Annotated in this window: 18 protein-coding genes; 6 read left to right on the forward strand and 12 right to left on the reverse strand. The window is 34.3% G+C overall.

Annotated features, from left to right (window positions below; genetic code table 11):
- Positions 1-3: 3 nt before the first annotated feature.
- Together ACFSTE_RS18405 and ACFSTE_RS18410 are read right to left on the reverse strand one after the other, a co-directional pair.
- Entirely contained in the window at positions 4-1107 is a 1104-nt protein-coding gene (locus ACFSTE_RS18405) for an MBL fold metallo-hydrolase (RefSeq protein WP_378254942.1), read from the reverse strand.
- Between the two features lie 14 nt (positions 1108-1121).
- Positions 1122-1781, reverse strand: a complete 660-nt coding sequence (locus tag ACFSTE_RS18410) for an ArsR/SmtB family transcription factor (protein WP_378254944.1) — start codon at positions 1779-1781, stop codon at positions 1122-1124.
- 156 nt (positions 1782-1937) lie between these two features.
- On the opposite strand from ACFSTE_RS18410, the gene ACFSTE_RS18415 reads away from it, so the two are divergent.
- Both ACFSTE_RS18415 and ACFSTE_RS18420 read left to right on the forward strand, forming a co-directional pair.
- Positions 1938-2738 carry a helix-turn-helix domain-containing protein gene (locus ACFSTE_RS18415; RefSeq protein ID WP_176030199.1) on the forward strand — a complete coding sequence of 267 codons (801 nt, stop codon included), beginning with the start codon at positions 1938-1940 and terminating at the stop codon, positions 2736-2738.
- Between the two features lie 74 nt (positions 2739-2812).
- The gene (locus ACFSTE_RS18420) at positions 2813-3880 is read left to right on the forward strand and encodes a 1-aminocyclopropane-1-carboxylate deaminase (RefSeq protein WP_378254946.1); all 1068 of its coding nucleotides are present in this window, start codon (positions 2813-2815) and stop codon (positions 3878-3880) included.
- Positions 3881-3924: 44 nt separating this feature from the next.
- Here ACFSTE_RS18420 and ACFSTE_RS18425 read toward each other — a convergent pair whose 3' ends face one another.
- The 6 genes from ACFSTE_RS18425 to ACFSTE_RS18450 form a co-directional block, all read right to left on the reverse strand.
- A complete protein-coding gene (locus ACFSTE_RS18425; protein WP_378254948.1) occupies positions 3925-4335 on the reverse strand; it encodes a Fur family transcriptional regulator in 411 nt (136 codons plus the stop codon).
- Positions 4336-4358: 23 nt separating this feature from the next.
- On the reverse strand, positions 4359-5582 hold the full coding sequence (locus ACFSTE_RS18430; RefSeq protein ID WP_378254950.1) for an efflux RND transporter periplasmic adaptor subunit: 1224 nt from the start codon (positions 5580-5582) through the stop codon (positions 4359-4361).
- A gap of 1 nt (position 5583) precedes the next feature.
- Complete coding sequence (locus ACFSTE_RS18435) at positions 5584-9930, reverse strand: CusA/CzcA family heavy metal efflux RND transporter (protein ID WP_378254952.1); 4347 nt, start codon at positions 9928-9930, stop codon at positions 5584-5586.
- Between the two features lie 129 nt (positions 9931-10059).
- Positions 10060-10365 (reverse strand): DUF6660 family protein, encoded by a 306-nt coding sequence (locus tag ACFSTE_RS18440; protein ID WP_176030194.1) that lies wholly within the window; start codon positions 10363-10365, stop codon positions 10060-10062.
- 139 nt (positions 10366-10504) lie between these two features.
- Complete coding sequence (locus ACFSTE_RS18445; protein WP_378254955.1) at positions 10505-11893, reverse strand: M16 family metallopeptidase; 1389 nt, start codon at positions 11891-11893, stop codon at positions 10505-10507.
- Entirely contained in the window at positions 11893-13305 is a 1413-nt protein-coding gene (locus tag ACFSTE_RS18450; protein ID WP_254884034.1) for a M16 family metallopeptidase, read from the reverse strand. The genes ACFSTE_RS18445 and ACFSTE_RS18450 overlap by 1 nt, the downstream gene beginning before the upstream one ends.
- A gap of 247 nt (positions 13306-13552) precedes the next feature.
- Between ACFSTE_RS18450 and ACFSTE_RS18455 the strand changes: the two genes are divergently transcribed.
- Positions 13553-14284, forward strand: a complete 732-nt coding sequence (locus ACFSTE_RS18455) for an SDR family oxidoreductase (RefSeq protein ID WP_378254957.1) — start codon at positions 13553-13555, stop codon at positions 14282-14284.
- A gap of 741 nt (positions 14285-15025) precedes the next feature.
- On the opposite strand, the gene ACFSTE_RS18460 is transcribed toward ACFSTE_RS18455, so the two are convergent.
- The 4 genes from ACFSTE_RS18460 to ACFSTE_RS18475 form a co-directional block, all read right to left on the reverse strand.
- Positions 15026-15886, reverse strand: coding sequence for a nuclear transport factor 2 family protein (locus ACFSTE_RS18460; protein WP_378254959.1), 861 nt, complete (start codon positions 15884-15886; stop codon positions 15026-15028).
- Positions 15887-15961: 75 nt separating this feature from the next.
- Positions 15962-16537 carry a Crp/Fnr family transcriptional regulator gene (locus ACFSTE_RS18465; protein WP_378254961.1) on the reverse strand — a complete coding sequence of 192 codons (576 nt, stop codon included), beginning with the start codon at positions 16535-16537 and terminating at the stop codon, positions 15962-15964.
- A gap of 148 nt (positions 16538-16685) precedes the next feature.
- The gene (locus tag ACFSTE_RS18470) at positions 16686-18242 is read right to left on the reverse strand and encodes a DEAD/DEAH box helicase (protein ID WP_176030189.1); all 1557 of its coding nucleotides are present in this window, start codon (positions 18240-18242) and stop codon (positions 16686-16688) included.
- Positions 18243-18667: 425 nt separating this feature from the next.
- On the reverse strand, positions 18668-19087 hold the full coding sequence (locus ACFSTE_RS18475) for a hypothetical protein (RefSeq protein ID WP_176030188.1): 420 nt from the start codon (positions 19085-19087) through the stop codon (positions 18668-18670).
- Between the two features lie 296 nt (positions 19088-19383).
- On the opposite strand from ACFSTE_RS18475, the gene ACFSTE_RS18480 reads away from it, so the two are divergent.
- From ACFSTE_RS18480 to ACFSTE_RS18490, 3 genes are all read left to right on the forward strand, one after another.
- Positions 19384-20364 (forward strand): M12 family metallopeptidase, encoded by a 981-nt coding sequence (locus ACFSTE_RS18480; protein WP_176030187.1) that lies wholly within the window; start codon positions 19384-19386, stop codon positions 20362-20364.
- 350 nt (positions 20365-20714) lie between these two features.
- Entirely contained in the window at positions 20715-21446 is a 732-nt protein-coding gene (locus tag ACFSTE_RS18485) for a helix-turn-helix transcriptional regulator (RefSeq protein WP_378254964.1), read from the forward strand.
- 108 nt (positions 21447-21554) lie between these two features.
- On the forward strand, positions 21555-22259 hold the full coding sequence (locus ACFSTE_RS18490; RefSeq protein ID WP_378254966.1) for a transglutaminase-like domain-containing protein: 705 nt from the start codon (positions 21555-21557) through the stop codon (positions 22257-22259).
- The last annotated feature ends 52 nt before the right edge of the window (positions 22260-22311 follow it).

Raw genomic sequence — 22311 nt, forward strand, 5'->3', positions numbered from 1 at the left:
TTTTTATGAAATTGCACAACGATTAGCCCCTGCTTCCAAACCAATTAACTCCCGCTCTTTTATGTCTCCTTTATAATTAAGTGCCACGATTTTCTCATAATTAGGAGGAGTTAATGGGATATTAGCTAATAACGCCTGTACAAAAAGTTGCTTCTCTAATGTTAACAAAGGGACTGTATCAATTATATTTCCCAACGAATTGGCAATTGTTTTTCCATCAAAACTAACAGGTTCACTTATGTGTCCGGGGAATACAATTATATCCTTAGATAAGCTCAATATTTTTTGTAGAGAATCATATAATATTCCTGCTTTTATTTTTGCTTGATCAGTATTTGCTTTTAAGTCGGGTCTCCCTACTCCTTTGGTAAATAATGTATCTCCGCTAAAAAGATATTTTTCTTGTAGCAAATAACTAAAACTATCCGAAGTGTGTCCAGGAGTCGCTATTGCTTGTATGTTCGTCAAACCAAATGAAATTAATTGCTGATCCTGTATCTTTTCATATGGATACTGAAGAGCTGTATTAGGAGGCATTAACAATTGTGCTTTTACTGTTGTAGCTAACCGTTTAGCTCTCGAGAAATGATCCGCATGAATATGCGTATCCAGCACATGGGTAATCTTCCAATTATTATTTTTAGCTATACTAATATATACTTCGATATCCAAGGATGGGTCAATTACCAAGGCTTCCCCATCACTCCCTATTATATAAGATAAACATCCTTTTCCTGTTCTTCTCACCTGAATAATTTTTAGGTGTTTATCTTCTGTAATAGCAGTATTCCAGGCACGAGTCCAACTTCTCATTCCTCCTTCGAGAGAATATACTTTTACTCCTTTTTTTCGTAACTGTTCCATAGCTATAAGACTTGTTTTCCCTGCAGCACAAACGGTTACCACTGTTTCATCTTTTAGAAAATCCATCGTTGAAAACACATCTTCTTTTCCCGATTTTAATTGATGATATACATCTACATGTACACTTCCAGGAATTTTCCATTCTTCTCGCTCCTCTAAAGGACGTATATCGATAACCTGTATACGTTCCTTATTCTCAAGCTTTGTTCGTAATTCTTCTACACTGATTAAAGTATCTGTCATTGCATTTATTCGTTTTAATTAACTGGTAATCCTTTATATTCCCAACTTAATACGTCTTCTTCTAACCGGATTGCATCATATCCTTTTTCTTTTAGTAGTAATACGGCTTCATCTGCAAAAACACATAAAGGTCCCCGGCAATAGACGACTATTTGTTTTTCTTTAGGCAAGTGTCGTATATGATCTGAAATTTTTTCTACCGGAACAGAAACCGCATTTGCAATAGCTGCTTTTTTGAATTCTTTTTCAGGTCGAACATCTAAAAAACAAATATCTGTTAGCTTATGTTCTTTTAACAATTCATCAATGGTAATCGAAGGTACTTCTGCGAATGTTTGTTTTTTAAATGTTTCCAGCGTAGATTTTACTTCTAAACTATTCGTAAGTCCAAAATTCTGCAGCGCATTCCATAGCTTATGAACATCTGTATTAGGTAAACTATAAATAACATAATGTCCTTTCTTATGAGACGTAACTAATTTGGATTTCTTTAAAACCTGCAAATGCTGTGATGCATTGGCAATACTAATATTCAATTCTGTAGCGATCTGATCTACAGAATAATCTCCCTGGGATAGAATATTCACAATCCGCAATCGATATGGATTAGATAATGCTTTCCCTATGGTAGCGATTTCCTGATATATGGCTTGCTTAAAAAACTGTTTGTCCATTTTAATTCAATTATTCAACAAATCTATTGAATAATTGAATTTATATATTATTACATTCATAAATTTTACTTATGGTACTATATAATAAGCTTATGCTATTCATTTTTTTATCTTTACAATATTTCCAGAAATTTGCCTTATCAATTCTTTCTATACGTGACCTTTACTGAATATAAAATACCTGCACCTTATGATACTTTTCTAAAAAGTATATATGCATTTGAATGTATAGAAATCAACCGGCAACAACTTTTTTTACCAGACGGAAATCCTGAATTGACAATTGCGACCACTCCTATATGGGTAAGTCATCAAGAATCTCCCATTATTCTTCCTAATACTGCACTTTTTTGGGGACAGCTACAGTTTTCCGGAAAAATACTTGCTCATAAGCCTTATAAAGTCTTTGGTATTAAATTTCAACCCTGGGTACTTTATTTTTTATCTCATAATTCTACTAAAGAGTTGGTTGATCGTATTCTCCCGGCAAAAGAAGTCTTCTCTACTGATTTTATGAATAAGGTATTTTATATGGCATCTTGTACCTCTTCTATGCAGTTAACACATGCATTAATAGATGTACACTATCAGTTTCAGTCTGATTTTTCTTCTAAAAATGATCATATTAAACACAATCTTACCGCATTTATAAAAAATATAGAGGACTCCAGAGGGAGTAAAAAAATTCTTGATTTTATTCCTCAATACAAACAATCACAAAGAACATTAGAAAATGATTTTTCAAAATATATCGGGATCAGACCAAAAGTGTTTCAATCTATTGTCCGTTTAAGAAAATCTGGGGTAGAAATAAAAAAAGGAAAAAAAATCCTGGATACTGCTTTGGATCTCGGGTATTATGACCAGGCACATTTCAACAAGGATTTTAAACGACTAATTTCCAAGACCCCAAGACAATATTTAAAAGAAAAAAACCTGGTACTCAGTACTGTTTGATTTCGTTTTTTTACAATTTTTTATAAAAGAATCTTCTCAATTTCGTCTTTGTTAATTTTTAAAACACAGATGATATGCTGCACTTAGAAAAATATTTCCCAAGAGTCCCTCTTGGTTTTTTTCCGTCTCCCATTCATAAATTACATCGACTATCAAAAGAACTGGGGGTTAATATATGGGCTAAAAGAGATGATGTTTCCAGCGGCTTGGCTTATGGAGGAAACAAAGTAAGGAAACTAGAGTGGCTTGCTGCGGATGCGATTCGCAAAGGCTGTGATACACTTGTTTCTATCGGAGGGGTACAATCCAACCATACCAGACAAGTAACTGCTGTAGCGGCTTCACTAGGACTTCAATCCTATACTGTACAAGAAACATGGGCAGAGTGGAAAGATCCAATATATGACAAAGTTGGAAACATCTTACTCACTAAACTCATGGGAGGAAATCTTATTATGGATGGGTATGGGTATTCTACTTCCATTAAAAAAAGCTGGGAAAATGCTATGGAGGCAGTAAGACGTAAAGGAGGAATTCCTTATGCAATACCAGCAGGAGCTTCCGACCACCCACTAGGGGGATTAGGATATGCTAACTTTGCTGATGAAATAGCAATGCAAGAAAAAAAGATGAATCATTTTTTTGATACCATTGTCACCGCAACCTGTACTGGTTCTACGCAAGCAGGAATGATTGTTGGATTTGCACATCAGAAAAAAAACAGACGTATTATCGGGATAGATACTGCAGATAATAAAGAAATGACCCAAAAAGCAGTCTCCAAAATCTGTCATAACACTGTTAAAACAATTAAGGACCACGGAGGTGTAGTAATTCCTTTTTCTGAAGAAATGATTGAGATTAATGAAAACTATAGTTACCCTGCATATGGTATTCCTAATGAAGAAACCATCAAAAACATTCAATGGGTAGCGACACTAGAAGCCATGCTTACAGACCCAGTCTACGAAGGAAAATCTATTTCTGGTTTAATATCAATGTGTCGCAGTGGGGAAATTCCTAAAAATGCTACTGTTTTATATGTTCATCTAGGAGGAACTCCTGCTGTAAATGCATATTACAAAGCTTTTGAAACTCCATCTTATATACATACTTTAGGAAAAGAAGCCAGAGCTTCTTAGTATAAAAAAGCTCTCTATATAGCACACAATAGAGAGCTTTTTTATTATGCCCTACTACATTCATCACACGTACCTTTTATCATCATGGTAACCTCAGATACCTGATAATGATTAGGTACTTGTATCTTTGGTATTTGACAATTCGTAAGGCAGGAAGTCTTTTTGCATTTTAAACAATGAAAATGTAAATGTGTATCATCATGAGAAGGGGCTACCGCATTCTGATTACATCTTGCATACTTAGGAATACCTGATCCATCATCTATTTGATGAACAAGCTGAGCTTCTTCAAATATTTTTATTGTTCGATATAAAGTAGCTCTATCCATACTGGCAAAACAACTTTCTAAATCCGAAAGACTGACAGCTTTCTTTTCTGTTGATAAATAATTATATACCAGTATTCGATTAGTTGTAGGTCGAATCCCTATCTTTTTTAGTACAATAGCGGACATAAAATCAATATTAAAACCCCCCATTAATGAACATGTTCTGCTTCGCTTTTTTTCATTTCCGCTATGATATAATACGCTCCATTATGAGCAAACAATTTTCCTTGATCTGCTTCCTGTATAACTGTTAAAGCCACCATCCCATCTTGCTTCTTTTTTATCAGAATCTCTGTGGGAGTAAACTTCCATTTATTTCCTACTTTTTCTGCCTTAAAAGCAAAGGTTTTTCCATTTTCTTCAAATATTGCTCCTTCAGGAAGTACCTTTTCCAAAACATTATCTGTTACAATTTTAGCACTCACATACATTCCTGGTAATAAGTTATGATCCTTATTCTCTATCTCTGCATGAACATGTAAAGCCTTAGGTTCTTGTTCAAAAGATTTTCCTACAGAATATATTTTTGCTACCAATTCCTTATCTCCTGCTGCTTTAACCTGTAATCGAACTGTTTGATCATTCTTTACATGCTTTATATCTTTTTCAAAAACCATGAGATCGGCATGGATATGTTCTGTATTGACAATTTCCATCAAAGATGTTTGAGGTTGCACGTATTGTCCTGATTTAACAAATACTTTCTCTACAAAACCATCAATAGGACTTCTAACCGGGGCTTGCTGGCTAATCCCTCCCTTTCTTACAGTAGCCGGGGATATTCCTAATAATTGTAATTGACTTTCATAACCTTTTACCTTTCCCCGGGCACTGGACCATGCTGCTTTTGCTTGTTGATAATCTCTCCCTGATCCAACTTCTGCATCATACAGTTTCTTTTGTCGTTCAAAATCCTGTTTCAAAAATGTAAGCTTATTATACACTTCGATATAATCTGTTTGCAGGCTTATAATATCTGGATGTGCAATATAAGCCACCACAGTTCCTTTGTTTACTTTGTCTCCTTCAATAACATTGATTTTGGAAATATTTGCTCCTATATAAGTGGTCACTACTGCTTCGTTTTGCGGTGGCACACCTAATTCTCCATTAGCTTCTATATATCCTCCCACAGCTTGGGTTTTGATACTATCAATAACAATGTCCAATACCTGCACCTGAGCTTCTGTAAGCTGTACTACTTCTTCATGTGTATGTGCTTCTTTTTCCTGACCGGAGTGCTCATGAGTTCCTTCTTCATGTGTATGCCCATGATCATTTTTCTTTTGCTCCTTATTACAGCTCCAAAATCCTCCTATTATTATAATAGTTAATATTAATTTATATACTACTTTATATTGTTTTTTCATCATGTTATTTCTTATTGGTTTTTAAAAAATAAGCTAACTGGAATTTAGTTTCCATATAGGTTTGCAATGTTCTCCAACCATCAATTTCTAATTGGATGGCATCTTTAATACTTTGAAGAAAGGAAATGTAATCAATTGCTCCTTCCTTATACGATAATATCAAACCTTTTTGTTGTTCTGTTGCTAATGGAATAGCTTCTTCTTTATAATACTTCCACTGTTTCTGTAGTAATGTATATTGCGCTACTGCTGTAAAATAATCTGTTTGAAATTGCTGTGCTTTTTCCGTATTGGCAGCTATTACTACTTCAGAATCAATCTTCTTTGCCTTGACCATACTTTTAGTTTTATTAAATATCAAAGGAAGCCTAATTCCAAGTTGGTAACTATAAAAACCAGTTTGCCCATCAATTTTTTGCATTCCATATTGTGCAATGAACTTAGGATAGAATTTACTTTTCTCTACTTTATTTTCTGCTTTTTTTACTGATATTTCCTGTCCCAGATACTCCAGTACAGGGTGCGATTCTAAAGCAGTCTTTAATAATATTTCCTGATCCCATTCTGCTATAGCTATTTCTGATACTTCAAAATCCGTATCGTCAAAAAGCCATTGATTGAGTCTTTTCAGATCAATTATATATTGCTGATACGCTGTTTCTTTTTGTAAGCGAATTAATCGTCCCTGATTAGAAGTAGTCTTATATGATAATCTAGAAATAGCTTTGGTCTGATATCGAAGGTTCACTGCCTTTTCTAAACGGGAAAAAACAGAGTCAATCCGCTTGTATGCTTTAAAAAGTTGCTTAGAAGTATAGGCTCTTACCCAGGCTGTTTTAACTTGCCTTTCTAATTCTAATTCATTTATCCCTTTTGATAAATCAACTAGTTTAATACGTTCATTGACTAACTTATTTTTAGAAGAAATTCCAAAGACATCTATATTATTCTGCCCGACACCAAAAGTAGTATATACTCCGGGAGCATTGTTTCCCAGCTCTTCTCCTCCAGTAAACAATTGTGTTTCTCCCAGATCCCAGGTCGCAGATCGCAGTGTTTTTTCTTTGTCCAATTGTAATTGACTCGCTTTCATTCGCGGATGATTCTTCAAGGCTAGTTCTACTGCCTCATCAATAGAGATTTCCTGACGAGGAAGCTGCTCCTGAGCTGTTATAGTTCCTATTCCGAATAATAAAAACACTCCAGCAATCAGCGTAGATGGCTTTCCTTTTAACAATCGTTTTTCTTCATGTTCTTCTATCCATTTATAAAGAATAGGAATAATAAACAAGGTCAGTAAAGTAGCTGTTAACAACCCTCCAATTACAACTGTAGCCAAAGGTCGCTGCACTTCTGCTCCTGATGAAGTGGATAGTGCCATTGGTAAAAAACCTAAAATATCGGTCAGTGCTGTAAGCAATATCGGTCGAATTCTCCTTTTGGTTCCCAATCGAATGCGTTCATCAATAGTAAATACACCTTCTTCTTTTAACTCATTAAAGCCACTAATCAACACCAATCCATTTAGTACTGCGACTCCAAAAAGAACAATAAAACCAACTCCTGCAGAAATACTAAAAGGCATATCTCTGATGACCAAAGAAAAAATTCCTCCAATAGTAGCTAAAGGAATTGCTATATAAATCATCAGTGTTTGCTTTAATGATTTTAATGCAAAGAAAATCAGCATAAAAATCAACCCTAGAGAAACCGGTACTACCATTTTCAGCTTTCGGGTTGCCCTTTCCAGGTTCTCAAAGGCTCCTCCATAGCGAATATAATACCCTGCCGGAATATCAATTTGTGTCTCAATTTTTTCCTGAATCTCTTCTACCAATGATTTTACATCACGACCTCTGACATTGATCCCTACGTATATACGACGGTTGGTGTTATCCCTACTTATTTGCATCGGTCCTTTTTCATAACCAATCGTAGCTACTTCTTTCAGGGGAATCTGTGTACCATCCGGCAGAGAAATAAACAGTTTTTGTACATGTGAAAGATCATTCCTCAGTGTTTCCTTTAAGCGTACAACTAAATCAAATCGTTTTTCACCTTCAAAAATTGTTCCTGCTACTCCTCCTGCAAAAGCAGTTTGCACATAACGATTCAATTCACTGATTTGCAAACCATATTGTGCAATTTTATGCCGATCATAGTTAATTGTTATCTGGGGTTGCCCTGTGGTAGCTTCCACTTTCATATCAGCTACTCCTTCTACAGCTGCAATCATTTTTCCAATTTCGACAGCTTTTTCTGCCAATAACGTCATATCTTCTCCATATAACTTTACTGCAATGTCCTCCCTAACTCCCGTTATCAGCTCGTTAAATCGCATTTCTATCGGTTGTGTAAACTCGTAATTCACTCCCGGAATCTGACTCACCTCTGTTTTTATTAATTCGATAAGTTCTTCCTTAGAAGTTGCTGATGTCCATTCTGACTTGGGTTTGAGAATAACAAATACATCCGCCAGATCCATCGGCATAGGATCTGTAGGAACATCTGCAACCCCTATCCTACTGATTACGTCCTCTACTTCGGGAAAACGATTTTTGATCAGTTTTTCTATTTTTGTAGTAGTATTAATCGTTTCTGATAAAGCACTTCCCGGTTTTAAAATAGCATGAAAAGCAATATCTCCCTCATCTAGCTGAGGAATAAATTCTCCTCCCATTCTAAGAAATAACATCCCAGAAATTCCAAGCACCAAGACTGATAATAATACAATCAGTTTCCCTTTTTTTAATACTGAGGTTATTATTTTTTCATAAGCTGTCTCCAACCACAAGACCACTTTATCTCCCCAACTCTTTCTTTCTTTAGCAAGTACTTTTAGAAAAAGAGAGGTGATCATTGGTACATAGGTTAGACATAAAAGCATTGCCCCAATCATAGCAAATCCAAAGGTTAGTGCCATGGGAATAAACATTTTCCCTTCAATACCTTCCAGAGCTAAAATCGGCAAGAAAACAATCAAAATTATGAACTGTCCAAAGAAGGCTGTATTCATCATCTTAGAAGATGCCTGAAACGTTAATGAATTGGTATCTTCCCGGGAAACTTCTTTCTTTTTTCCCAATCTTTTATATAATAAAAATACAGTGCTCTCTACAATAATAACAGCTCCATCGACAATAATCCCAAAGTCAATAGCTCCTAAACTCATCAAGTTGGCCCAAACACCAAAAGCATTCATTAATATAAAGGCAAATAATAACGATAACGGAATTGTAGAAGCTACAATTAGCCCTCCTCTCCAGTTCCCTAAAAAGAAAACGAGTATAAAGATAACGATCAATGCTCCTTCTAAGAGGTTTTTTCTTACTGTACTAGTGGTGTCTGAAATCAAGGTACTACGATCCAAAAAGGGTTTAATTCGAACGCCTTCCGGCAGAGATTTCTGGATTGCTTCGATGCGTTCTCTCACATTTCTTATAACGTCATCTGTACTCGCTCCTTTTAGCATCAGTATCATTCCTCCTACAGCTTCTCCTTCTCCGTTTTTAGTCAATGCTCCATAACGAATAGCATTCCCATAACGAACTTCTCCCACATCTTCTATCGTAATAGGGATTCCATTTTGATTGGTAATTACTATTTTCTTAATATCATCAATAGAACGGATCAACCCTTCTCCCCGTATAAAATTAGCCTGATGGTTTTTCTCTATATAAGCTCCCCCAGTATTTTGGTTGTTATTCTCCAGCGCCTCATAAACCTCATTGATAGTAATCCCTATAGCCTTGAGGTCAGCAGGATTAATCGCTACCTCGTATTGTTTGGCACTTCCTCCAAAGGCATTGACCTCTACTACTCCTGGAACCATTGCCATTTGTCTTCGTATAATCCAATCTTGTATTGTTCGCAATTCGGTAACAGAATATTGATCTTTAAAATCAGAGGCTACTTCCAGGGTGTATTGATAAATTTCTCCTAATCCTGTAGAAATTGGTCCCATAAAGGGTTCTCCAATTTCCTTAGGAATTTTTGATTTGATCTCCCCTAGCTTTTCTGCAACCAGCTGCCTGGGGAGATACGTATCCATATCATCGCTAAAAACGACTGTTACTACAGACAGTCCAAAACGAGAAATGGAACGTATTTCTGTAACATCCGGAAGGTTTGCAACAGCAACTTCTACCGGATACGTTATAAATTGTTCTATATCTTCTGTTCCCAAATTGGGAGCTTGTGTTATAATCTGAACCTGATTGTTCGTAATATCGGGAACCGCATCCAGAGGAACATTCTTGATGCTATATATTCCACCAACAATCAGCACAAGTGTAAACAATCCAATAACAAACTTGTTATGAATCGAATAATTGATTAATCGGTTAATCATAGTATAATATTAGATATCTAACGGCTATATTACTAATAAGCAGTTGGATAGAAATTTATAAAACAGCGTATACCTCTTTTATAAAAAAAGATGTACTTGCCTGCGAAAAGACATTTCTAATAACTTATACTAAACTCTGGGAGGTTGTAAAATATTATAAAGATGAGGTGTTGTCACAGTGTCTACATATAGCGGAGGTGCTATCATAAAAGACTCATTCACCAACGTATAACTAATAGTTTCAAAATCTGCTATCTGAGTGTGACAACATTGGCAATAACAAAAAGGAGAGCAAAAGTCTTCTGCTTCTGTATCTGGGTGCGTATCTTTTGATTCAAGTGTAACTACATCACTATCATGTATTTCCCCATCATTACAGGTAACAAATGACAAACTACATATATAAATAGACAATATGACTGCTAAGTAATTCACATTACAAATGTAGAAATAATTTTGTGCACTGGATGTGCAAAAGAGTCTTTAAATTGTTAAAACCATAAGAATTAATTGCTAAAAAAACTCCGATTTGAAGTAATCGGAGTTTTTATACTAAGAACATGTCTGTTTGTTTTTAGTCTTTTAATGGTTGTTTTACCCGTATCGTTTCTTCTACTTGTTTTTCGATTTTTTGTTTATCTCCTACAATAACAAGTGTCATTTGCTCTGGTTTGATATATTTTTTCATCATTTCCTGCACCTGTTTCGGGGTAACCGCATGTATATTCTCTACTCGTTTAGCCAAGTAAGAATCATCCAATTCATGCATATCCTGAAATATCAACTGTCCAATGATTCCTCCTGGAGTAGAGTTTCTTAAAACAAAAGTACCGGCTTCGTAGTTTTTTATAGCGGTTAATTCGTCTTCACTAGGTGCTTCATCTTGTAACAGACGAATTTCTTTATTTATTTCTTTCAGAGAAGCTCCGGTATGTTGCGTAGTAACATCTGCCCTTTCATACCAAACCGCAGATTTATATCCATTATCGATCGAACTTCCAGGAGAATAAGTATATCCTTTATCTTCTCTTATATTACTGGTTATTCTAGATCCAAAAGCACCTCCTAATATTGTATTGGTAATATCTAAAGCGGTATAATCCGGATGAGATGGATCCACTACGGGTAATCCGTAATAAAGTGTTGATTGCGGAGCACCTGGGCGGTCTATAATTTTTACCTGATGAGCTGTAACAGCCTCAGCGACAGGATACATGACAGCAGGACCTTCTTTCCAGCTTTCAAACGCTTTTTTAATAGCTGTAGTTACTTGCTGTTCATCAAACTTTCCTGCGATATATACCGTGGTTCTTTTGGCTCCTATATTCGCCTCATAAAAAGCTTTGACTTTTTCTATTGAGTAGCCTTCAATCATAGCATTGGTCGGATACACTCTTCCGTATGGGTGATCTGGATAAATTGACGCATAAAAATCTTTTGACGCCTGAGCTGTTGGTCGTGCCATACTCACAGACAAGTCTCTTTTCATATTACTTTTGATACGATCAACCTCAGATGCCGGCCATCCCGGGTGCATCAGTACATCTGCCATTACAGCAATAGCATCTGGAGCAAATTCGCCTAATATCGATGCATTTAGCGACATTCGTTCTGATCTTACTCCTATATTAAGATTCCCTCCCATAGAAGCCATCTTATCGGCAATTTGTTTTGCATTCAGAGTAGTACTTCCTTCTTCGAGTAAATCAGCCATAAAATCTGCTAACCATACTTCTTCTTCCTGCTCATGTATATTTCCAGTTTTAATACTAATGGTGATAGTAGCCTTAGGAATCTCTCCATATGGGATAGTTACTATTTTCAACCCATTATCTAAAGTAATTACTCCTTTTTTAGGAATAGAAAAACCTTTAGGAGTTCCTCCTTCTGGCGGAAGTTCTTTCTCTTGTGCATTAACACTAATACACAATATGACTATTAGAATTGATATAATACGTTTCATCAGTTTGTCTTTTTGTTATTAGCTAATAATGGATTCACGGTTAATATGGTACGATTAGAAGATCGTAAGTACTCTTTTATGGTCTTGTTCATAACCTCAGGAGTAATTTTTTTGAATTCTCCTTCTATAGAATTAATACGATATGGATCATCATCAAACAAAGCAAAAGAACACAATAAATCAGCACGTCCTACCCCAAAAAATCCACCTAAATCATCGTATAAGGAAGATCGCATTTTGACTAACGCTTTATCGATCATTTCCTGTGTAATTCCTTCATTTATTGTCGTCATCACTTCCTCTACAGCGGCTAATACCTGTTCTTTAGAGGTTTCATTATCATAGGTAAAATTATACATCCACAACATAGGACCATTATAATTAAACATATTTCCCAGGTAATTAATTCCACCTCCAACTCTAGAGGTGATTCCTTTTTCATTAACTAATTTTTGAGTCAACAAGCTATTATCTCCTTGCACTAATATCTGATCTAATAATCCCATGGCATAATACGCTGGAGTATTTCGTTCCGGCATGTGGTATGCTATTGCAATAGCAGGTTTATTTGCTAAGGAATCATTTTTGACAAAACTTTTTTCTTTTTCTTGTCTTGGTTCTGAGATATCAGCCTTGACAGGAAGATCTGATGTAGGGATCGCTCCAAAATATTTTTCTATCCATTGTTTAGTCTCTTTTATATCAAAATCTCCGACTACAGATATCGCTGCATTATTAGGGGCATAATACGTCTTAAAAAAAGAAGCGACATCTTCTAAATTTGCAGCATCTAAATCTTTTAAATCTCCATAAAAATTATGGGCATTATACCAATTTGTATTAGCATATTGTGGCATATCCAGCCATGGGAAACCGCCATAAGGTTGATTTAACACATTTACTTTTACTTCATTTTTTACTACTCCTTGCTGATTGGTTAAGTTTTCTTGTGTAATTGCTAAGCCCTTCATCCTATCAGCTTCTGCCCATAGCATGGTTTCTAATTTATGTGCTGGTACAATCTCAAAATAATTAGTAAAATCAAATCGTGTCGAACCATTAAGAACGCCTCCATTCTTTTCTACCAATTTGATGAATTCCATTTTTCCCAGGTTTTTAGACCCTTGAAACATCATATGTTCAAACAAGTGTGCAAATCCTGTTCTGTCTTTGGGTTCTATCCTAAAACCTATATTATAATAGACTGCTACAACAGCAGTTGGTGCTGTATGATCTTGTGAGAGGATCACTTTTAGACCATTTTTTAATGTGTAATACTCTACTGGCACCTGAAATCCTCGTTTGTTCTCAGGGACTTCCATTTTTTCTTCTTCCTTTTTTTCCTTTGGTGAACAGCCTATAATTAACAGGCACATCAGGAAAAAAAAGAATGGTTTGTTTCTATTGTTCATACTAAATAATTATTAATTAGTGTGTTTATACCGTAATTACATAGGACGAAAAAAAACGTAAAGTGTTACATAATTCGCAATAAAACACTTTTTAAAATATAATTATCTCATTTTTATCCCGGTAAAAACATATAAAAAACACAAATCTATCATAATAATAAATTATAATAAAGATCAAAAATTGGTATTTTGGGGAGCAAATTCTAGTAAATAATTTTGCAGCACTAATGTTAAAAATAATTTCATAATGAAATCTAATGATAAGCCATTAATTGTAATTACAGGTGCTAGTTCTGGAATAGGAGCTGCTACTGCTCAATTATTTTCTGAAAAAAAACACCCTTTATTACTCATAGCTAGAAGAATTGAAAAATTAGAGAATTTACAATTACCTAACACCTTATGTAAGCAAGTGGATGTTACTTCTTATGACCAATTACAAGAAGCTATTATCGAAGCAGAAACTCTTTTTGGTCCTGCTGATGCTATTATTAATAATGCAGGGGTCATGTTACTAGGAGATATTGCTACTCAAGATCCATTGGAATGGAAGAAAATGTTTGATGTAAATATTCTGGGAGTATTACATGGAATGCAGGCGGTGTTACCAGGAATGAAAGAAAGACAACGAGGAACAATCATCAATATTAGTTCTATAGCTGGTCGAAAAACGTTTCCTAATCACGCTGCTTATTGCGGAACAAAATTCGGAGTACATGCGATTACAGAAAATGCCAGAGAAGAAGCTGCCTTACATAATGTACGTATGGTAACCATCGCACCGGGAGCAGTGGAAACTGAACTTTTATCACATACTACTTCTCAGGAAATTAAAGATGGATATGATTCATGGAAAAAAGAAATGGGAGGAGTACTCTCTCCTATTTATATAGCATCATCTATATGGTATGCCTATAATCAACCCCAAGGAGTAAATATTAGAGAAATTGTATTAGCTGCCACCAAGCAACAGCCATAGAAATATTCCCCAAACTGAATATTTTAAGTACATCGTCTGATTTTTTTGCTTTAATGCCCCAAAATTGGGGCTTTTTTTATTTCCTTGATTCAAAACGCCCATTATTCAATAATGAAAAAACATTCACAAAAAGCTATTATCACTAAAAAATAATAACTAAAAAACAATAAATAATAAGACATTCATAAAAAAAATAGCCTTTACACAAAAAATAAACAAAAAAAATATTTAAAAAAACTATTATAAATCACATATTCCGAACCATTACTCAGTATGTCTTCAAATATTCGATTCTCAGCGATGATAAAATCTATATAATATATGTATTTAATAAATTTATATTATACTTCTGATATCATCTTATATTACCTCCTTTTTCTATACATTACAGATTAGATCACAACTCTGGTCTCTCTAAAAGTAAATCCAACTTTTAGAGAAGTTTCACCACATTTATATTGGATTTGATTACATCTATTTCAAATCCATTAATTTTCTTTTTCTGAAGCATCGTTTTCATGTCAGTAAGAGGTTTTAGTAAAACAAGGTTCTATTCTCATTTAATAATCTGCAGTGTTCTCTGTAAATTCCTTTTATTGTTTCAGGTAATTGATTAGGTACTTTCTATAACTCATCACTACAAAAGATATGGGAGCAAGTTTGTGTATCCTAATACAAAAAAGACAGGATGTACATCCTGTCTTAACTAACTATCAATTAACCACTGAAATTGTTTCTCGGCTAAAAAACAAGTTCTTCATTTGCTCCGTTTAGAGATTCTATAATATCCCAATGAGCATCTGTTTTCCCGTCCGCTCGTACTCTTAGCAAATCGAATACTTTTTCATTCATTGCTTCTTGGGTTTGTCCGGGATGTACAATAAAATGATTCAACTGAACAATAAAATCCCCTTCCGCGATGATAATTTTATTTTCTACATTAAATGATGCTCCATCCGCACGTATATAATCAAACCAGTCTTTTAACTGTTCTCTTCCATTTCCTATAAACGGATTATGTTGCTCATATGTAGTATGCCTGGTTTCCTCTACAATACTATAATCTAATTCGTTAAACATCTCTTCATCTTTTTTCCTGAAAACTTCCTTAAATTTTCTTCCTGAAGTTGCGGTATAATCTACAGAAGCTCCATCAAACATAGTATTCCCATTTGGTGTTGTTTCTGGGTGTGATTGTAGATTCCCCCAATGTTCTACGATTCTTCCATCTTGTAATCGGAATAATTCTCCTCTGGCAATACGCTCATCTCCAAACGTTTCTTCTACATGTAAGAAAACAAAGTCTTCTTCTTCAATAATTCTATGGATCGTTATCTTGTGATCCGAGTTTGTTCTTACCCTATTTCTGGCATAAGATCGAAGCCCCCGAATACTAAAATTAGCCGTTATCTGATGTTCTTTATATTCCTCGGAGAGATAGGTTTCTAAATTTTCCTGATTGATTGAATATAATGTATTATAAAATTGTTCTACTAGTTCTTTTTGACTTAGCTCCGTATTAGTTTCATCTGCATCAGAACATGCAGTCATAATAGCTAGTACAATTACTAAGAAAAATGGGGTCCATATTATTTTCTTCATCACATTTTGTGTTATTAATTATAACTACAAAAATAGATACCGATATTCTGATGAAAAATTAACTAGTTAAAGAAATTACCCTTGTAATAATTCTTTTTGGATCAAACTATATGCGGTTGGTGTAATTCCAAGATAAGAAGCTATATGATATTGAGAAATTCTTTGAAACACCCATGGTTGCCGTTCTTTAAAAGACTTAAAACGTTCTTTAGCATTCATGGTATCTCTTTTAATCAAAAGACTATTCAGAAAAGTAATTCGTTTTTCAGCTAATACTCTAAAATAAGTTTCAAACTGACGATTGTATTCGAACAATTCCATTTTCTTTTTATAAGTCAGTCCATACACTGTCATATTTTCAATAGCCTGTATATTCATTTTGGAAGGTGTATGATAAAAAAAGCTTTCTACATCTGTTTCCCAGCCATCTTCTCTGGAGAATCCTATATTTTTTTCTTTTCCATCAAAATTATAATACACCCTACAACATCCTTTTATAATTCTGAATGCTTCGAAAGCGACCTGTCCTTCTTTTAATAAATAGCTGTTTTTCGGAAATTCTTTTCTATTAAAATAGGTACTCACGTACTTCCACTCTGTTTCTGTCAGTGTTACGTGTTCCTTAAATATATCAGAAATAATTTTTTCCATTACTTTTTATATTAGCAATACTTCATATACAGCAGTGGCATTATGATTTTTCGTATCAAAACTTTCACTAAGAACTACCTAATTTCCTTACTAAAAGAGTAGAATTAAAATAAGATTTTTTTTAACCAATTACTATTATTTCGTATAATTATTCTGGAGGATATCCATGAATTTCTTCAAACATTCTATCGAAGTTTTCCCGAATATATGAGTTTAATTTCTTGCGATAATCATCCCTTAACCAATCCAAAAAGTTGTATGTACTTCGGCTAATACATTTAGCATATGCTTGAATTCGATGATTGATATCATCTCCTAATAATTTGGCGAGTGCCAATGCATCATATACGTCTTCACTATTCTCTACACAGATCTTAGTATGCTGAATTATTGATCGTTCCAGTAGCACCTTGGAAGATTCTCCTTTTCTAACAGATTCTGTATATGCTTTTTTCATATCATAATACACGTCTTCTGACTTGGCAAACTCCTTACGGATTTCTTCTGGCATCTGATACCCAAAATTCCCTTCAATCTCTTCATCATTCAGTAGTGTATCCAGATAATAATTCGGGGAGCCAAAAATTTTCTGCCAATCTAAATCTGATCCCCAAGGACCAAATCGATAAAAATTGTTCCCTAGATCAATAACAGTAAAAGTCTTTTTATCTTTCCAGATTCTGGAACCACGACCAATCATCTGATAATACAGAGTCAATGATTTAGTCGCTCTATTCAGAATAATCGTATTTACACTAGGTTCATCAAAACCAGTGGTCAAGATGCTTACAGAAGTTAAAATAGCATCCGGGGTTTCTTTAAACCATTGAAGAATATCTTTTCGTTCTTTCTTACTCGCTGTATTATCCAAATGTGCAATAGGGTACCCTGCCTGTCTAAAGGTATCATACACATGCAGAGAGGTATTAATCCCATTATTGAATATCAGTGTTTTTTTCCCTTTAGAACGCTCTTCATATGCCTGCAACAACTTCCCTAGCATACTGCTATTTGTATACAAATCTTCAGAGGATTTTACCGTATAATCCCCATTTGATCCTACGACCAGAGATGTTAATCCAACATTATAAGAATATGTTTCTGCTTTGGCTAAAAACTCATTTTTGATCAATGATTCAATTGTTTCTCCCACAATTAGCTCATTGTAATTCTCATTCATTGGTAATTTTACATTAGAACTCAATGGCGTTGCTGTTACACCGAGTATAAATGACCTATCAAAGAATTTAAATAGTTTAGTGAATGAGTTATAATGTGCCTCATCAATGATCACCAGCCCTATATCAGAAATATCTAGCTTATCTTCATTTAGCCTGTTATTAAGGGTTTCCACCATGGCTACAAAACAACTATAATTCCCCTGATCATCCAGGTTGGCAGTACTATCAACCACTTTATTCTGTACTCCAAACCCGGTAAGCATTGCTGCTGTCTGCTTACAAAGTTCAATACGATGTGTGAGTACGACTACTTTCTTATTATAATGTTTGAGGTATTGTCTTACTATTTCAGAGAAGATTACTGTTTTTCCTCCACCGGTAGGTAATTGATATAACAGATGGTAATTTTCGGGGGCATCTTCAAACGCTTTAAAAATACTATGAATAGCTCCTTTTTGATAGCTATATAGATCTTTTCCTATTTTACCCTCTTCTGATTCTGTACTAGTAATGGTCTCCGACATATAAACGCTTTTGCTATTTTTGGGCTGCAAAAGTAAGGTCTTTTTTGGGTATTTAACAATTATTTATTAGGAAAATATCAGAAACATATTATTTTAACATTATTACACGTTATTTAACAACAAATTACAAGATATACCTATATCTTCATTCCTAACAAATCTGTAAATAGCCTACAATAATATTTGTCAAAACCAAGTATAAAAAATTGGCTATATTATAAAAATATAGCCAACAACGTTTTAAACCCGTTAAGCAATAAGAAGCTGCCTGTACACTAAAACTTTATATACGAAATGATGTAATTAGAACTTAACTAACTTAATATATCAACAAAATAACAACTTTATAAGTTCTCACTCAACGTGTATTCGTATTCTAAAGACAGCTTCTTTATCACTAAACTCACTAACTAAAAATAATATCTTTATTCAGAGAATTTATTAGATAATTCCTGTAATTCTTTTCCTTTAGCCATCATGTATTCAGTGAATTTCTGTACATCATCTCCAGATAGGTTTGCAGTTAATTCCTGAGACTTCGTTGCTAATTCCTGTCCTTTTTCTCCCAAAGCTCCTAAAGCAGTAACATTTTTACTTTCTGCTGCTTTTCTGTATTCTGCTATATACGCTTCGTATGCCTTTACATATTCCTGTACTTTTTCATTACTAAAACTAGGAACATTAGTTGCAGCAGTTTCTTCTTTCTTTTCCTCTTTCTTCTCTTCTTTTGTTTCCTCTACTTTTTCAGTTGTAGTATCTGCATTTTCTGTTTTAGCTTCGTTCTTACAAGACGTAGCAAATACTACTGCAACGATCAATGCTAAGTTTAATACTGTTTTTTTCATAATATTTAGTTTCTTTTTAGATGGTATATAACCGTGATTTATATTAACAGTGCAAAGATGATGGATCCTTCAGGATGTCAAAACACCGAATTAAGTGAAAACGCATTACCCTGTTTTCAGGGTAGTGCATTTATATCTTTCTAACAAGAATCTCCCAAAAAGGTTATACACAACAAAAAAAGCTGTTAACTATTCTTAAAAACCCCATCAAAATCACAAAAAGCAGTTAAAACGAAGTACGTGTAAAATATATTTTATCCGGGACGTTTTGACAATACACAAACTTTACAATAATTATGAAAAAAACAAACCTGATGAAGGCAGGCTTTATCGCTTTGCTTTCTATTTCACTGTTCAATTGTGAAAAAGACGTCGAATTCCAAAAAGACATTCAAACCAACGATTCTAAGAGCTTACACATTTGTATGGAAAAGTGGGACACTGCATTAAACACGAAAGCCGCAAGTACTAAAAATGTACAATGGAAACCAGGACAAACCATTCGCGTAAAATTCTTAAACGGAAACAGTTACGTACAATCAAAAGTAAAAAAATATGCAAAAGAATGGGAAAAATATGCTAATATAAAATTTGATTTTGTCGCAGCTTCCAGCAATGCCAATATTAAAATTACTTTTAAGGAAGGTGCCTATGCCGATGATGCCGGATCCTGGTCTTATTTAGGAACAGAAGCAAACTACCAAAGTCGTAGCATGCACTATGGATGGTTTAATGACAATACTTCTGAAGAGGATTTTAGAGCCACCACAATTCATGAATTTGGACATGCGCTTGGATTAATCCACGAACACCAAAACCCTGTTGCAGAAATCAACTGGGATAAAGAAGCTGTATATGCCTACTATGCGGGACCACCAAACAACTGGTCAAAAGCAGAAGTTGATCATAACCTGTTCAAACGTCATAGTAAAAACTCTACTAATTACAGTACCTATGATCCAGAGTCTATTATGCACTACTCTATTTCAGCTAAGCATACGTTAGATGGTTTCTCAGTAGGATACAACTCCAGATTATCTGCTACAGATAAATCATTTATCGCCTCTATTTATCCGGGAAAAGACATAAACCCAGGGAATTCTTGTGATGGGATACCTGTTTGGAGCATATTTACGTCCTATAACATAGGGGATAAAGTGCAACACAAAGGAAATCTGTTTGAAAAAATTCCAGGTGATTGGAAACTTCTTGGACCTTGTGACAATAGTGGTTCAACTACCAAAAAACAAGATAACATCATCTATCCAGGATCATAAATAAACATATATTCTTAACCTACCCGGGGTAACTTCCCCGGACTAGTACTAATTACTAGTTATACAATTAAAGGAGTGCTTGATGATTCAAGGGCTCCTTTATTATTAATTCACATATTTTCAAGGAATTGACAGGTCTTTTTTTAAAGTTTCGAAAGGATATAATTTGGTCAGTATACAATGGAGTACACAATCAACCTGATAAAGTAAAAAATACGATGTAAACTATCATTAACAAAATAGACTTCAGTAAATTTTCTGGATACCAGCATATGATACTATATAAAAATATTTTTTAAATTCGAAATAGCTATAGGTGCATTCATCTCTATAATAAGATAAAAAATACGATGTTTCATTTTGAAAACAATTATGGCTTATTTGTAGGAGCTTTAACTACCAATGAATTTCATAAACATTATGCATTACAGCTAAGTGTTTCTACACATTCCAATATGCGTATGACTAGAAAAGGAGCATTGCAAACCTACGCAGACTCTTTTTATATTGCTTCTAATACATTACATCAGTTAATCAGCCCAGAGCCTCAGTTAACCATACTAATTAATCCCCTAAGTCCATTAGGACATCAATTCTATTTGAATTACAAAACATTAAAAGTTACTTCTCTGGAGTCTTCTCTTAAAAAAGAATTAGTTCATATTCTTCACCGTCTACAAACAAAAAAAATAACATTCAACACATTCTGTTTACATATCAAAGATCGCATGTATCAATACCAATGTGATTGTGAAGATCAGTATCATCTAAAAGATGATAGAATTCGTAACACATTACTTCTTTTTGAAGAAAATTTTGAAAAAATATATAGCCTGGAAGAAATTGCCGAACTATCCAATCTATCAACTTCCCGGTTTCTTCACTTGTTCAAAGATGTTACAGGTCTTAATTTCAGAAGGTATCAACTCTGGAATAAAATGATCAAGTCATTACCATATCTGATAACACATTCTATAACTGACACAGCACATACATTTGGTTTTACCGATAGTTCGCATTATACGAGAACATTTAAAGAAACATTTGGAGTAACTCCTAAGTTTATGTTTCAAAAAGAATAGCCAGTTTATACAATTTTAAATTTAGATTCCTTCGCAACTTTGTCCGGTAATATGAATAAAAGTATTATTCATCATATCTGGTAATCTATTCCTGCAAAGCTAAAAACAATGAAGAACTATCTAAAAGAAACCAAAATTCTAAATTATTCGAACCTGCATATACAACAGCTGATAAAGAATCGCAATTGGAAGGACTTAAGTACGGTAAAAAGAGTAAAGGCTATTTATAATTACGTAAGAGATGATATAAAATTTGGCTATAACAGTGCTGATGATATCCCTTCTTCAGAGGTTTTAAAAAACGGATATGGTCAATGTAACACAAAAGCCAGTTTATTAATGGCCCTCTTACGTGCAACTGGAATTCCTAACAGAATACACGGATTTACTATTGACAAAAAATTACAAAAAGGGGCTTTAAATGGTATTTGGTATGTCCTTTCGCCTAGAAATATTTTACATAGTTGGGTAGAAGTATACTTAAACGAACAATGGTACTTTCTAGAAGGAGTGATTCTGGATAAGGAATACATAAAAAAACTACAGAAAAAAAACAGTCAATGCAAAACTTCCTTCTGTGGTTATGGAGTGGCTACAGATAATTTTGAAAACCCGCCCATAGAATGGAATGTAAACAATACGTATATTCAGGATAAAGGAATCAATCAGGATTTCGGCACATTTGATAGCCCGGATGAATTCTACACTAAACATCAGCAAAAATTGAATCTTTTTAAACAATTCATTTTTCGTAATATTGTAAGACACAGAATGAATACAAATGTAGAAAGAATTAGAAGTGGATTATACTAATGATTCATGCCAGCAAAATAAGTGTAAAACGAATCTGTATAGTATACTGATT

Origin of the sequence: Aquimarina hainanensis, from assembly GCF_042684685.1 — a bacterium.
Classification (GTDB): domain Bacteria; phylum Bacteroidota; class Bacteroidia; order Flavobacteriales; family Flavobacteriaceae; genus Aquimarina; species Aquimarina hainanensis.

Bases quoted from the DNA above. Each gene is read 5' to 3' on its own strand.
- ACFSTE_RS18405 (WP_378254942.1), bottom strand. From the start codon at position 1,107: ATGACAGATACTTTAATCAGTGTAGAAGAATTACGAACAAAGCTTGAG.
- ACFSTE_RS18410 (WP_378254944.1), bottom strand. From the start codon at position 1,781: ATGGACAAACAGTTTTTTAAGCAAGCCATATATCAGGAAATCGCTACC.
- ACFSTE_RS18420 (WP_378254946.1), top strand. From the start codon at position 2,813: ATGCTGCACTTAGAAAAATATTTCCCAAGAGTCCCTCTTGGTTTTTTT.
- ACFSTE_RS18425 (WP_378254948.1), bottom strand. From the start codon at position 4,335: ATGTCCGCTATTGTACTAAAAAAGATAGGGATTCGACCTACAACTAAT.
- ACFSTE_RS18430 (WP_378254950.1), bottom strand. From the start codon at position 5,582: ATGATGAAAAAACAATATAAAGTAGTATATAAATTAATATTAACTATT.
- ACFSTE_RS18435 (WP_378254952.1), bottom strand. From the start codon at position 9,930: ATGATTAACCGATTAATCAATTATTCGATTCATAACAAGTTTGTTATT.
- ACFSTE_RS18445 (WP_378254955.1), bottom strand. From the start codon at position 11,893: ATGAAACGTATTATATCAATTCTAATAGTCATATTGTGTATTAGTGTT.
- ACFSTE_RS18450 (WP_254884034.1), bottom strand. From the start codon at position 13,305: ATGAACAATAGAAACAAACCATTCTTTTTTTTCCTGATGTGCCTGTTA.
- ACFSTE_RS18455 (WP_378254957.1), top strand. From the start codon at position 13,553: ATGAAATCTAATGATAAGCCATTAATTGTAATTACAGGTGCTAGTTCT.
- ACFSTE_RS18460 (WP_378254959.1), bottom strand. From the start codon at position 15,886: ATGAAGAAAATAATATGGACCCCATTTTTCTTAGTAATTGTACTAGCT.
- ACFSTE_RS18465 (WP_378254961.1), bottom strand. From the start codon at position 16,537: ATGGAAAAAATTATTTCTGATATATTTAAGGAACACGTAACACTGACA.
- ACFSTE_RS18470 (WP_176030189.1), bottom strand. From the start codon at position 18,242: ATGTCGGAGACCATTACTAGTACAGAATCAGAAGAGGGTAAAATAGGA.
- ACFSTE_RS18475 (WP_176030188.1), bottom strand. From the start codon at position 19,087: ATGAAAAAAACAGTATTAAACTTAGCATTGATCGTTGCAGTAGTATTT.
- ACFSTE_RS18480 (WP_176030187.1), top strand. From the start codon at position 19,384: ATGAAAAAAACAAACCTGATGAAGGCAGGCTTTATCGCTTTGCTTTCT.
- ACFSTE_RS18485 (WP_378254964.1), top strand. From the start codon at position 20,715: ATGTTTCATTTTGAAAACAATTATGGCTTATTTGTAGGAGCTTTAACT.
- ACFSTE_RS18490 (WP_378254966.1), top strand. From the start codon at position 21,555: ATGAAGAACTATCTAAAAGAAACCAAAATTCTAAATTATTCGAACCTG.